This is a genomic window from Pseudodonghicola flavimaris (genome assembly GCF_030164425.1).
GTDB classification, from domain to species: domain Bacteria; phylum Pseudomonadota; class Alphaproteobacteria; order Rhodobacterales; family Rhodobacteraceae; genus Pseudodonghicola; species Pseudodonghicola flavimaris.
The window spans coordinates 1-12,787 of the sequence record NZ_JASNJD010000039.1 but is presented as its reverse complement, the minus strand read 5'-3'; the positions used below and the strand labels follow the sequence as shown (position 1 = coordinate 12,787).

Sequence of the window (12,787 nt, the reverse complement as noted above, 5' to 3'; positions counted from 1 at the left end):
CCAGAACCTCACCCAACATAGCGCCTCCCGATAAGACACGTCGCTAAAGACGTCGTTATGCACGTGTCTTATCTCGGTCCGCCTCCATCAGGCAGGCGGCATCAATCGGGCGCTTACGATGCTTCGATTGGCAGAACCGCTCGTCAGGCCGTTTCCGTTGCGATCACGGGCAGCAGGCGCCCCGTTGTCGCTGTACCGGTCGCTTTTCCCGCTCTAGGGTTCGGCGAAACAACCAAGAGGGAATGCAATGTGCGGCGAAGGCGGATCGGCCCTGGCGACGGTGATGATCGAGAACGAGCGGGTCAAGGTCACGGAATGGCGGTTCAAGGCCAAGGGCGACAGCACCGGCTGGCACCGTCATGCCTTTGATTTCATTTTTATTCCTCTGTTCGACGGGGTTCTGGATGTCAAGCTTGCCAGTGGCGAGGTCGTGCAGGCGCCGATGCAGAATGGTGTGCCGGCCTTCCGCGAGCTCGGCATCGAGCACGACGTGATCAACCCGAATGACTTCGAATGCGCCTTTATCGAGGTCGAGCTTCTGGAAGCCCCCCGCTCAGCCTCCTAGCCCGGGGCGCAGAGCTGAACTGGCCGGGGCGATCCTGGCCGTGCCTGTGAGGCTTGGTTGAGTGAGAAGGGCTGGAGAACTCCCAGCCCCTCTCGCCGGTCTTGAGACGGTCAGGCGGTGTCGGCAACGCCTGCCGGCTTAGAAGAACGAGAAGTCGGAGACGTCCAGATCGGCCTTGTGCACACCGAGCAGGGTGATGGTGTTGGACGCATCCACCGTGATCACGGTGTTGGCACCGGCATCGGCGGTATGGCTCAGCAGATCGGCGTAATCGGCGATCAGCCCGCTGGAGATCGAGATCACATCGGCATCCCCGGTCGCCCCGGCATGGAAGCCGTTGACGGTATCGTGACCGAAGCCGGCGGCGAAGATGAAGGTATCGCTGCCGCCGCCGCCGTTCATCGCATCATTGCCGGCGTTGCCCCGCAGCGTGTCGTCGCCGAGCCCGCCATAGAGCGCATCGTTGCCGGCGTTGCCGGTGATCGTGTTGTCCAGCGTGTTGCCGGCCAGCACCTGGCCGCCTGCGGACAGGCCGATCAGGTTCTCCACATTGGCGACGGTCCCCAGGCTGTAGGACGACAGCGCGGTCCGCACGGTGTCGATCCCGGCCGCGGAATCCTCGGTCACCACATCGCCGGCACTGTCGACGGTGTAGCTGTCGTCGCCGAGCCCGCCGACCATGGTGTCGTCGCCGGCACCGCCGTTCAGCACATCGTTGCCGAGCCCGCCGTTGAGCTTGTCATTCCCGAAGCCACCGTAGAGCGCATCGTTGTTGGAGCCGCCGAAGATCATGTTGTCCAGCGCGTTGCCCCCCAGCACCTGGGCGCTGGCGGAGGTGCCCATGAGGTTCTCCACATTGGCATAGGTCAGGGAGAAGGAGGCGAGATCGGTGATGACCAGATCGGTGCCGCCGTTGGCGGCCTCGGTCACCACATCCCCGGCATCGTCGACGACATAGGTGTCATTACCCGCCCCGCCAGTCATCTGATCGGCCCCGGCGCCGCCGTCCAGCCAATCGTTGCCGGCCTTGCCGAAGAGCACATCATCGCCGCCGGCACCGACAATCTCGTTATCGAGCGCGTTGCCCGTGAGGGTCTGGCCGGCGCCTGAGGTGCCGGTGAGGTTTTCGACATTGGCAAAGGTCAGGGCAAAGGTGGCGAGGGTTGTCTTCACCGTGTCGTAGCCCGCGCCGGCAACCTCGGTGACGGTATCGCCGGTATTGTCGACGACATAGGTGTCATCCCCCAAGCCGCCCTCCATCGTGTCGGCCCCGGCGCCGCCGTCCAGCGTGTCGTTGTTGCCGCCACCGTTCAGGCTGTCGTCGCCGCTGCCGCCGGAGAGATAGTCGATGCCGTTGCCACCTGACAGCGTATCGTCGCCGCGGCCGCCAATCAGCGTATCGTCTCCGGCCTCGCCGGTGAGCCAGTCGTCGCCGGCACCGCCCCGGATCTCGTCGGCGCCGCCATTGCCGGCGATGTCGTCGTCGTCGGCACCACCGAAAAGGATGTCATCCTGTGCGCCGCCATCGACGATATCCTCGCCTGCGCCGGCAGAGATCCACGTCGCGCCGTCACCCGCGGTGATCGTATCGTCACCCGAACCGCCGAAGATGCTGTCGCCGCCGCCGGTGCCGCCTGACAGGATGTCGTCACCGCCGCGCCCACGGATCGTGTCGTGATCTGTGCCGCCATCGATGGTGTCGTCTTCATTGCTGCCGATGAGCGTATCGTCCCCGGAGCCACCGTTGATCGTGCCGTCGACGGAGCCCTGGTCGCGGCCGCGATAGAGGTCCGCCCCGGCGCCGAGCGCGACGTCACCGGCGATGGTGCCGCGGTTCACAACCCTGTCGTCGCCGCCGTTCAGGGCGACGCCGCCATCGATCAGGCCAAGGTTGAGCAGCCGGTCGCTTGCGTCGACCGATGTCGACAGAACGACACTCTCGGCCGAACCGCTCAGCGTGCCTGCGTTGACGATGTCGAGCGCTGCGGCTCCCCGAATCGCATAGCCAAAATGAACAAAAGGGGTCGAGTTGGAACCATAGCCGAAACCGGTTCCGACAATCTCGCCGGTATTGGTGATCTGGGTATTGCTGGCTGAGACGTCGATGCCGGTCGTGGCAAGGATCCGCCCAGACACGGTGACGGTGGCATTCTCCTGCCCCAGCCTGATCCCGTCATCTTCACTGAAGATCTGCCCAGAGACAGAGATCGCCGAGGGGAAGAGTGAGCGCGAAGTGCCTGAGACCGGGGTCTCGAGGTTGATGCCAGGCCGCAGTGCGGCGGTGATCGAGCCCGCCATCTCGATGAACGTCGCGAAGCGTTCGCTGCGGATTCCTTCGTCACCGTCGAGCGTTCCGGTCGCGGCGATATGGATGAAGGCCCGGCCGCCGTCGACATTGAAATAATTGATCGCGGTGGATCCGGTTACCGCGCCGCGTATCGTCAGGTCCGGCTCGGTCGCTGTGATCGCAACGATGCCATCGCCAGAGGTCGGGAAGATCGAGCTCCCTTCAGGCAGAAGGTGCAGATTGTTCGCGGTGAGCGTTTGTGTCGAAGTACCGCTGGCGAGAATGTTCACGGGCATGACGAAACTCCTATCGGTGCCGGCGGGTCATGCCGGAGAGAGAAAACAGAGAGCGCCTGTTTTCCGACGGGAATGCGATCCGCTCGTTTTCCCGGCTGGAGCAAAGGCCATTTGATGTGAAGCTTGAAGAAAGGTGGTCTTTGGTTCCGAGAGCGACAGCCAAGGGGGATGAATGGCCCCTCGCCACACCGCTTTGTCCTGCTCAAGCGCTTTAAGGAATTTGCTTCTTTAGATATTAGGAGATACCTAACCACGCTCATTCGCACCCGTCCACATCAAAGGCGAAGCGAATGCAGGCCCGGCTCCGGCAGTGGGGGCCGTCGGGCTGAAGGGCGGGGATCCTGGTTGCGGAAGGGCGCGGGCCGTCGTGGCGGCGGAGCGTCACTTGCCGCCGGAGCGGACGAAAATCGCCAGATCGATCATGCTCATGTCTTTTTCGTTGCTGTGATGCGCCTTGAACAGGGTCCAGCCAGAAGACGTGGAGATGAAGTCCCGAACAGCCCGGTCAAACCTCTCGACACCGCCTTCGGTGCTTTCGGACGGCTCGGCGGTGAAGCCATCATCGGTCGTTTCAATCACCGAGTAGGGGATTTGTGGAAGTTCTTCCATTGGGACACTTCCTTTTGATGGAGCACTATTTTCGCCGGGGATACATCGACGCTCTGTCGGTCAACGATCCGATCGGAACGGCTGCGCCGGCAATGACGGGAACACAACCCGGGGCACTGGGGTCAGACACAGTTCCGGGTGGGTCTCGTCTTGGGTGTCTTGGAATATAGTGAGGGGTGCCTGACAATGCGAGTCCGACAGGAAACCAGACGGTTGCGACCCCCGGACACCGCAGAGAGATCGGTCGGGGCGAAGATGTGTTGTCGTGGAAGCGGGTCATCGCGTCCAGATTTGCAGGGATGCGGGGCGGCGCAAAGAAAAAGCCCGACGCTTGGGGATGCCGGGCAGTTGTTCACTTTGGCAAGGGGGATAAAATCATAACCAACTTACGTAAGGTAAACCATCATGCGTCCTCCTCCAGAGGAAAGTCAAGCGGGATTAACGCCCGGTAAACGCGCCGCGGGAAGAGGGGCCGGGGGAGCGTCAGAGTCTGAAGTCGGGCGGTCCGCGATTTGCCCGCGTTCTGCGGTCCCGAGCTGCGACGGGCAAGATGCGGCGGGGGCTCGCGCGTCGGTCAGGGGGTCGTGATGCGCTTCGTGAGAGATGTCGCCCAACCGCCCGCGCCTGTCCGTCGCGCCTATGTCCACCCGCTGCCTGGTGCAGTTCTGCCCAGCTGGGGCGCTTCCGTCGCGGAGGGAGGGGAGGCCGCGCCTGCTTTGCTCAAACCGCCTCCGGCGGTCGACCGGGCGCCTCGCTGCGGCCGCCGCCCCGGTCCGGCCTATCTGAGGTAGATCCGGATCCGCTTCGCGGCGTTTTTCAGATGGCGGGCGGCGGCTTCGGCCGCGCGTTCTTCGTCGCCGTCCTCCAGTGCCTTGTAGATCGCCTTGTGCTCTTCCTGGACCGCGTCGAGCAGATCGGCGTGGTTGGCCTTGGTATTGCTGCGTGCCTGGCGGATGATGTTGCGCGCGCTTGCTTCGAGGTGCTGGCAAAGCGAGATGAAGTGCTGGTTGTGCGTCGCTTCGACGATCGCCTGATGGAACTGATAATCCTCTTCGTCGCCCAGCCGTTCGCTGGCGATGGCGTATTCCATGCCGATCAGCGCCCGTTTGATCTTTTTCAGATCCTCTGGGGTGCGACGCAGCGCGGCAAGACGGGTCGCGGCGACCTCGATGCTCACGAGCAGTTCCATCGCCTCTTCCAGGCGCTTCAGGTCGGAGACGGCGAAGGTCTGGAACCGGAAGGCATTGGTGGAATCGCGCTCGGTCACATAGACGCCGCTGCCGGCGCGGGCGGCGACCAGCCCGTCGGATTTGAGCTGGGACAGGGCCTCGCGGACGACGGCGCGGCTGACCGAATACTGGGTGCACAAATCCCGCTCGGACGGCAGGCGACTGCCGACAGGCAGGGCGCCGGAGCTGATCTTCGCACCCAGATCCTGGGCGATCTCATCGGGCAGGTGACCGCTGCGCGCACCGCCGGCGGCGGTGGGCTGACCGGCGGAGAGTCGACTGGTTGGTGACATGTATTTTTCCTTCTGTGGTCGAATCATACCTGACCGGTCTGACAGGTGGAAGGGAAATTTATTCAAAAGCAACAATGTGTTGCCGTTATTTTCATAGAGAAATCCCTGATCTCTTCACGCCATGAAATCAGTGGGTTGCCTGATCTGAAAAATTGGTCTGCCCAGTTGTTGACTGGTAAGACCATTTGTGTAATCACAGGGCGATCCAGGGAGATGCAGCATCTCCTTGTGACCATATGTCAGGGAGGACAGCATGGCATTGAGGACTTTCGCACGCAGTACGGCTGCAATGGCGCTGGCAATCGGCGCGACGGCTGCGGGCGCGGAACCGTTGAAAATTGCGCTCGTGGAAACTCTGTCGGGGCCGCAGGCTTCGACCGGTTTGCTGTACCGCGATGCGGTGAAATATCAGATCGGCAAGATCAACGACGCCGGCGGTTTCGGTGGTGAGCCGATCGAGCTTCTCGAATACGACAACCAGGGTGGCCCGGTGGGCGCGGCGGATCGCGTGCGCGCGGCGATCTCCGACGGCGCCGATGTGATCCTCCAGGGTTCGTCCTCTGCAGTGGCGGGGCAGGTGACCGAGGATGTGCGCAAGTACAACCTGCGCAACGCGGGCAACGAGGTGCTCTACATCAACCTCGGCGGCGAGGCGATGGAGCTGACCGGCGCCAAGTGCCACTACTACCACTTTCGCACCAGCCCGAACGCCGCGATCCGCGTCAACACGCTGCTCGACGGGATGAGCGAGGCCGGCGTTCTGGGCGGCAAGGTCTATGCGATGAACCAGAACTACTCCTGGGGCATCGACGTGCAGGACAACACCGTGGCAGCCGCCGACCGGCTCGGGTTCACTGTGGTGGAGCAGACTCTGCACGATGTGAACAAGATCCAGGATTTCTCCCCCTATGTGCAACGCATTCAGGCGGCCGGCGCCGATACGGTGATCACCGGCAACTGGTCCAACGACCTGCTGCTGCTGATGAAATCGGCCAGCGGGGCAGGGCTTGACGTGCGCTTCGGCACCGCTTTCCTCGATCAGCCGGGCAACATCGGCAACGCCGGTGCCGTGGCCGAGGGGCATTTTCTCTCCGCGCCGTTCAACCCGGAAGTGAACCAGGACCAGACCGCCGGCTTCATGGAAGACTATAAATCCGTCACCGGACACTATCCCAGCTATGTCGAGCCGGTGACCGTGTTCGGCATGATGCTCCTGCAGGAAGCGCTTAAAGCGGTGGAGCCGACCGAAGACGGTCTCAACGCCGCCGATCTTGCTGTAGCGCTGGAAAACGCCACCGCGAACACGCCGATGGGCACGATTTCGATGCGCGCCGCGGATCACCAGGCCGTTCTGCCGATGATCGTCCAGGAGGTCAGCCGCGACGCGGTCTACAAGGCCGATAACACCGAATTCGGGTTTGTGCCGATCAAGGTGATCGCGGCCAGGGATGCCGAACAGCCGGTGCAGGCCAGCTGCAAAATGAAACGTCCGGGCTGATCCCGGTCACGCCACTCACGCAGAAAAGCATGTCGTGACCGGGGCTGCGGGCCCCGGTCATGGCGGAGCTATGCCGCTGCTCACGGGGGTCAGTGTGGACCAGATACTCTTCGCTTTGCTCAACGGGACGATCTACGGGCTTTTGCTCTTCATGGTGTCGGCTGGGTTGACGCTTATCTTCGGGATGATGGGGGTTCTGAACTTTGCCCATGCGTCCTTCTATATGCTCGGCGCCTATTTCGCCTATACGCTGCAACCACTGACCGGGTTCTGGCTGGCGATCATCCTGGCGCCGGTGCTGGTGATGGGCGTCGGAATTCTGGTCGAACGCTTCATCCTGCGCCATGTGCACGAGCACGGCCACGCGCATGAGCTTCTGGTGACCTTCGGTCTGTCCGTGGTCATCGCCGAGATGATCAAGATGGTCTATGGCAAATTCGCGGTGGATTACCGTGTGCCGGCGGAGCTGAACTTTGCGGCGTTTTCGCTCTCGGGCATAGATTATCCGTTTTACCGGCTGCTGATGGGCGGCATCGCCGTCGTCATGTTCATCGCGATCTGGCTGCTGCTGACGAAAACCCGGGTGGGCATCGTCGTGCGCTCTGCCATTTACCGTCCGCAGATGGCCGAGGCGCTGGGGCATAACGTGCCCATGGTGTTCATGGGCGTCTTCGGCATCGGCGCGGCTCTGGCCGGCCTCGCCGGTGCCGTGGCGGGGGCGTTCTATACAACCAATCCAAACATGGCCCTTGAGCTCGGTGTCATGGTCTTCGTCGTGGTGGTGGTCGGCGGTCTCGGCTCCATGGGCGGCGCGATGGCGGCCTCGCTGCTGATCGGCATTACCAATTCGCTGGCGGTGGGCAGTGATCTGCGCATCGCGGACCTGATGTCGCTGGTGGGCATGGGCGGCTGGGCCGAGGACCTCGGCGGGCTTCTGACCATGCGCATGTCGAGCCTCGCGGCCACCCTGCCGTTTTTCATCATGCTGCTCGTGCTGGTGCTGCGCCCCTCCGGACTGATGGGCGAGAAGGAATAACCCCATGAAATTCGCACCGCTTCTTCTTCTGGCCACCGTCGCTCTGCTGATCGCCCTGCCGTGGCTGGTTTCGGGCTCCATGCTCAACGCTGCCGTGCAGATGCTGATCGCCGCGCTCTTTGCCATGGCGTTCGGGCTGCTGTGCGGCCAGGCCGGGATGCTGAGCTTTGGTCATGCAGCCTATTTCGGGGTCGGGGCCTTTGCAGCCGTCCATGCGATGAATGCCTTCGGCGGCGCGGGGCTGCTGCCGACGCCGCTGCTGCCGCTGGTCGGCGGGGCCACGGGGCTGATCAGCGGGCTGGTCGCGGGCTATTTCTCCACCAAGCGGACGGGCGTCTATTTCGCTATGATCACGCTGGCGCTGGCCGAGCTTCTGCACGCGCTGGCCTCGCACCTGAAAGCCGTCTTCGGTGGCGAGGCGGGCGTGTCCTCCTTCCGCATGCCGGCCTGGGGGATCGGCTTCGGATCGCTGACCGACGTCTATTTCCTGACGTTGGTCTGGACGCTTCTGTGCATCGGCCTGCTGTATCTGTTCAGCAAGACGCCGCTCGGACGTATCACCCTCGGCCTGCGGGAGAATGCCCATCGCCTGCGGTTTCTGGGCTACAACACCCATGCGCTCGGCACGCTGATTTTTGCCATCTCGGCCATGTTCGCGGGCATCGCCGGGGCGCTTCAGTCGATGAACATCGAGGCGGCGAACTATGTCGTGCTCGAATCCCACATCTCCACCGCGGTGGTGCTCAACAGCTTCATCGGCGGCGTGCGCGTCTTCCTCGGCCCGGCCATCGGTGGCGCGGTGATGACCTTCTTTGGCTATGTGACCTCGGATCTCACCCGGGTCTGGCTGCTCTACCAGGGGATCATCTTCGTCCTGGTGATGATGTTCCTGCCCCGCGGTCTGGTGGGGGAACTGGTCGAGCGGCTGCGGCACCGCAGCGGTCAGGGCGTCGCACGGTCCCTCGGCGCCACGCTGCTGCGTCTGCTCTGCCTTGCGGTTGCCGCCGCCGGGGCCGTGTTCCTGATCGAATTCCTGCAGCGCTTCCTGTCCAGCGAATACCGCGCCGGGGTGTCCGAGGGGAACTGGCCGGCGATCTCTCTCTTCTCATACGACTGGGCGCCGCTTTCGGTGCTGCCCTGGGCGGTCGGGCTGGGGCTCTTCGGTCTCGGTATCGCCCTCGTCGTCACGGTCAACCGCCGCGTCGCGGACCGTCAGGAGGCACAGGCATGAGCGATCCCATTCTGTCGCTGCAGCATGTTCACAAGTCTTTCGGCCCGGCGCATATCATCCGGGATGCCAATCTGGATGTGTTGCCCGGCGAGCGTCACGCGGTGATCGGGCCGAACGGGGCGGGCAAGTCGACGCTGTTTCATCTCTGCTCCGGCCAGTTCGCGCCGAGCAAGGGGCATATCCTGCTCAATGGCCGGGAGATCGGCGGGTTGAAACCGGCGGAGGTCAACCGTCGCGGGCTGGCGCGGTCGTTCCAGATCACCAACATCTTCCCCGGCGTTTCGGTGTTCGAGAACCTGCGCCTGGCGGTGATGCGCAAACACAATCTGCAATTCGTGTTCTGGCGCTCTGCCGCTCGGCTGCGGCAGGTGAACGAGGAGGTGGACGACCTTCTGGGGAAAATCCGCCTGACCGACCGCGCCCAGACGCTGGCCAGCCAGCTGTCCTATTCCGAGCAGCGCTCGCTTGAGATCGGCATGACGCTGGCCTCTGATCCGCAGGTCATCCTGCTCGATGAGCCGATGGCGGGCATGTCGCATGAGGAGACCGATTACACCGCCGGTCTGATCCGCGAGATCACCGAGGGCCGCACGCTTTTGATCGTCGAACACGATATGAGCGTCGTCTTCTCGCTGGCGCACCGGATCAGCGTGCTGGTCTACGGTGAGATCATCGCCACCGGCACCCCTGAGGACATTCGCGGCAACGCCCGCGTGAAAGAAGCCTATCTGGGCGAGGAGGCGGCATGAGCGGAACCACCATCCTGTCCGTCGAGGGGCTGCACGCCCATTACGGCAAAAGCCACATCCTGCATGGCGTCACCTTTGATGTGGCGCGCGGCGAGGTCGTCAGCCTGCTGGGCCGCAATGGCTCCGGGCGGTCCACCACGATGAAATCCATCATCGGACTGGTGCCGCCGACCGAGGGGCATGTGCGTCTTGATGGCGTTGATCTGGCGGGGCAGCGCAGCTACGCGATCTGTCGGCGCGGTATCGGTTATGTGCCTGAGGAGCGGGAGATTTTCCTCAACCTCACTGTTGACGAGAACCTTGAGATGGGGCGGCAAAGCGGGCCCCGGGGCGCGCCGCAGTGGACGGTCGAACAGATGTTCACCTATTTCCCGCGCCTCAAGGAGCGCCGCAACACCCGCGCGGGCAGCCTGTCAGGTGGCGAGCAGCAGATGCTGACCATGTGCCGCTCGCTTCTGGGCAATCCGCTGGTGATGCTGATCGACGAGCCGACCGAAGGGCTCGCGCCCAAGATCGTGACCGTCGTCGGCGAGGTGATCGCGGACATCAACAAACACGGCGTCTCCGTGGTGCTGGTGGAGCAGAAGCTGACCATCGCGATGCAGGTGTCGCACCGGGTCTGCGTGATGGGCCACGGTCAGATCGTCTTCGAAGGCACGCCGGACGAACTCAACGCCAATCCGAAAATCACCGACGAATGGCTCGCGGTGTAAGGGAGGAAAACACCATGAAAATGACCGCACCAATGGAAGTCGGGCTGACCGTCCGCGATCTGCCCAGGATGCTGGAGTTCTATCGGGAAGCCTTCGGTCTCGAGATCGTGGCCGATGTGACTGTGCCCGCCGGCAAGGCGGATGTCGCTGCCCTCAGCCGGGGCGCCTATCGCGTCGTGCGGCTGCAGACCCCCTGGGGCGAACGGATCAAGCTGCTCGCGCCGGAGGAGGCACCCGCTGCGCGTCCGGCGCCGACGGATCACATCCTGGACCGGAGCGAGGCCAGCTATCTGACCTTCATCGTCGACGATCTCCGCGCCGTGGTGGCCCGCGCGGTCGCCGCGGGCGCCGCGCTGATGACCGGTGCGGAACCGGTGGAAGTGCGCCCGGGCACCTTCCTGGCGTTCCTGCGGGACCCGGAGGGACATATCGTCGAGATCGTCGAATATGCCGACATCGCCGAGTATCGCGCGGATCTGGTGGGGGGCGCGGCATGATGTTCGATTTCGCAGGCCGTACCCTGGTTCTCACCGGTGCCAATGGTGGTATCGGACGCGCCGTGGCCGAGCTGTTCCATGCGGCCGGCGCCAATCTGGTGCTGGCCGATCTCGATGGCGCGGCGCTGGCGGAGTTTGCCACGACGCTCATGGCTCCGAACGGCGGGCAGGTGGAAACGCTCGCCGTCGATACCGCCGATCCGGAGGATGCCGACCGCATCGTCGCGGTGGCGGCGGCGCTGGGCGGCATCGATTTTCTCGTCCCCTCTGCCGGCATCTACCGGGCCGAACCCTTCGCCGAGATGACCGACGATCAATGGCGGCGGACGCTGTCGATCAATCTCGACGGGGTGTTCTATCTCACCCGCCGGGCGGTGGAGCATCTGAAACCGGGCTCATCCATCGTCAATCTCAGCTCCCTGGCCGCCCATCGTGGCGCCAAGACCAATGCGCATTACGGGGCCTCGAAAGGCGCGATCAGCGCGCTGACCCGGGCGCTTGCGAACGAGCTTGCGCCGCAGACGCGGGTCAATGTGGTGGCGCCCGGGGTGATCGAAACGCCGATGACGCGCGACCTGATCGCGACGCGGGGCGACGACACGCTGCGGCACACGCCGATGGGCCGGATGGGGCAGGCCTCCGAGATCGCCACCGTGATCGCCTTCCTGTGCAGCGAGGCGGCGAGCTTCGTCAACGGCGAAACCATTCACGTCAACGGCGGGCTGTACATGAGCTGATCCGCGCGACCCGCACGCGAAGATCAACATCAGTTTTTGCCCGGGGCGGTTGGACCTTCGCCCGGGCACGGAGGAGAAACACCATGACCACCACCTTCGATTTCTCGGGCCGCACGGCGCTCGTGACAGGCGCGGCCTCGGGGCTCGGCCTTGCCATGGCGCGCGCGTTTTCCGGCGCCGGGGCACGGCTCGTGCTGTTCGATCTGGATGAGGCCGGGGTGAACCGCGCGGCCGAGCAGTTGAACGCGGACCGTCCCGGCACCGTCGCGGCCCTCTCCGGGTCGATCACCGATCCCGCAGCGGTCGAGGCCGCCTGCGCCGCCGCCCTGGCCTTTGGCGGCCGGCTCGACGTGGTGATGAACAACGCGGGCATCTCCGGCAACGCGCCTTCGCTCGATCTGGACGAGGCGACATGGCGCCGGGCGATCGACGTCAACCTCAGCGGTGCCTTCTTCGTGGCGCAGGCCGCCGGCCGGATCATGGCGGAGCAGGGCGGCGGCAGCATCGTCAACACCGCCTCGATGTATGGGGTGGTCGCGGCTCCCGAACGCGCGGCCTACTGCGCTGCCAAGGCCGGTGTGGTGGCGCTGACCAAGGTGCTGGCCATCGAATGGGCCGCCCGCAACATCCGCGTCAACGCCATCGCGCCCGGCTATGTCCGCACCGCGCTGACCGAAACGCTGGTGTCCCAGGGGCGGCTCGACCTCGACGTTCTCAATGCGCGGGTGCCGGCCGGACGGCTCGGGACGCCCGAGGAAATCGCCACCGCTTCCCTGTTTCTCGCTTCGGATGCCTCCGCCTATGTGACCGGTCAGACGCTGGTCGCCGATGGCGGGTGGTCCTCCTACAGCTATTTGTAAAGGACAAGAGACATGCCGATTTATGACGATCTGAGGCCGCGAACGATGTGGCGGGATATACGGGCGTCGGATGAGGATCGCAGTGCGCTGGACCCGACGGTCGGGCGGACGATGCTGAGCCAGCTGCATCTGATCCGCGCCTTTGAGGAGAAGGTGCTGGAGCTTGCCGGGCAGGGGCTGGTGCATG

At 64.0% G+C, this 12,787-nt stretch carries 12 protein-coding genes; 9 read left to right on the top strand and 3 right to left on the bottom strand.

The window, feature by feature from the left end; translation table 11 throughout:
• Window positions 1–247: 247 nt before the first annotated feature.
• Window positions 248–565 (top strand): cupin domain-containing protein, encoded by a 318-nt coding sequence (locus QO033_RS24860; protein WP_284483395.1) that lies wholly within the window; start codon window positions 248–250, stop codon window positions 563–565.
• Between the two features lie 138 nt (window positions 566–703).
• On the opposite strand, the gene QO033_RS24855 is transcribed toward QO033_RS24860, so the two are convergent.
• From QO033_RS24855 to QO033_RS24845, 3 genes are all read right to left on the bottom strand, one after another.
• Window positions 704–3,148, bottom strand: a complete 2,445-nt coding sequence (locus QO033_RS24855) for a calcium-binding protein (RefSeq protein WP_284483394.1) — start codon at window positions 3,146–3,148, stop codon at window positions 704–706.
• A gap of 381 nt (window positions 3,149–3,529) precedes the next feature.
• A complete protein-coding gene (locus QO033_RS24850; protein ID WP_284483393.1) occupies window positions 3,530–3,757 on the bottom strand; it encodes a hypothetical protein in 228 nt (75 codons plus the stop codon).
• Window positions 3,758–4,535: 778 nt separating this feature from the next.
• Complete coding sequence (locus tag QO033_RS24845) at window positions 4,536–5,279, bottom strand: FadR/GntR family transcriptional regulator (protein ID WP_284483392.1); 744 nt, start codon at window positions 5,277–5,279, stop codon at window positions 4,536–4,538.
• A gap of 253 nt (window positions 5,280–5,532) precedes the next feature.
• Here QO033_RS24845 and QO033_RS24840 point away from each other — a divergent pair, with 253 nt between their 5' ends.
• From QO033_RS24840 to QO033_RS24805, 8 genes are all read left to right on the top strand, one after another.
• Window positions 5,533–6,777, top strand: coding sequence for a branched-chain amino acid ABC transporter substrate-binding protein (locus QO033_RS24840; RefSeq protein ID WP_284483391.1), 1,245 nt, complete (start codon window positions 5,533–5,535; stop codon window positions 6,775–6,777).
• 70 nt (window positions 6,778–6,847) lie between these two features.
• Entirely contained in the window at window positions 6,848–7,813 is a 966-nt protein-coding gene (locus tag QO033_RS24835; RefSeq protein WP_284483390.1) for a branched-chain amino acid ABC transporter permease, read from the top strand.
• A 4-nt stretch (window positions 7,814–7,817) separates the two neighbouring features.
• Window positions 7,818–9,044 (top strand): branched-chain amino acid ABC transporter permease, encoded by a 1,227-nt coding sequence (locus QO033_RS24830; protein WP_284483389.1) that lies wholly within the window; start codon window positions 7,818–7,820, stop codon window positions 9,042–9,044.
• Window positions 9,041–9,793 (top strand): ABC transporter ATP-binding protein, encoded by a 753-nt coding sequence (locus QO033_RS24825; protein WP_284483388.1) that lies wholly within the window; start codon window positions 9,041–9,043, stop codon window positions 9,791–9,793. The genes QO033_RS24830 and QO033_RS24825 overlap by 4 nt, the downstream gene beginning before the upstream one ends.
• Window positions 9,790–10,506: an ABC transporter ATP-binding protein gene (locus tag QO033_RS24820; RefSeq protein ID WP_284483387.1), complete on the top strand. Its 717-nt coding sequence runs from the start codon at window positions 9,790–9,792 to the stop codon at window positions 10,504–10,506. The genes QO033_RS24825 and QO033_RS24820 overlap by 4 nt, the downstream gene beginning before the upstream one ends.
• Before the next feature lie 14 nt (window positions 10,507–10,520).
• Window positions 10,521–11,003 carry a VOC family protein gene (locus QO033_RS24815; protein WP_284483386.1) on the top strand — a complete coding sequence of 161 codons (483 nt, stop codon included), beginning with the start codon at window positions 10,521–10,523 and terminating at the stop codon, window positions 11,001–11,003.
• Window positions 11,000–11,740, top strand: a complete 741-nt coding sequence (locus tag QO033_RS24810) for an SDR family NAD(P)-dependent oxidoreductase (RefSeq protein ID WP_284483385.1) — start codon at window positions 11,000–11,002, stop codon at window positions 11,738–11,740. Before QO033_RS24815 ends, QO033_RS24810 begins: the two co-directional genes overlap by 4 nt.
• An 83-nt stretch (window positions 11,741–11,823) precedes the next feature.
• Window positions 11,824–12,600: an SDR family NAD(P)-dependent oxidoreductase gene (locus tag QO033_RS24805; RefSeq protein WP_284483384.1), complete on the top strand. Its 777-nt coding sequence runs from the start codon at window positions 11,824–11,826 to the stop codon at window positions 12,598–12,600.
• Window positions 12,601–12,787 lie beyond the last annotated feature (187 nt).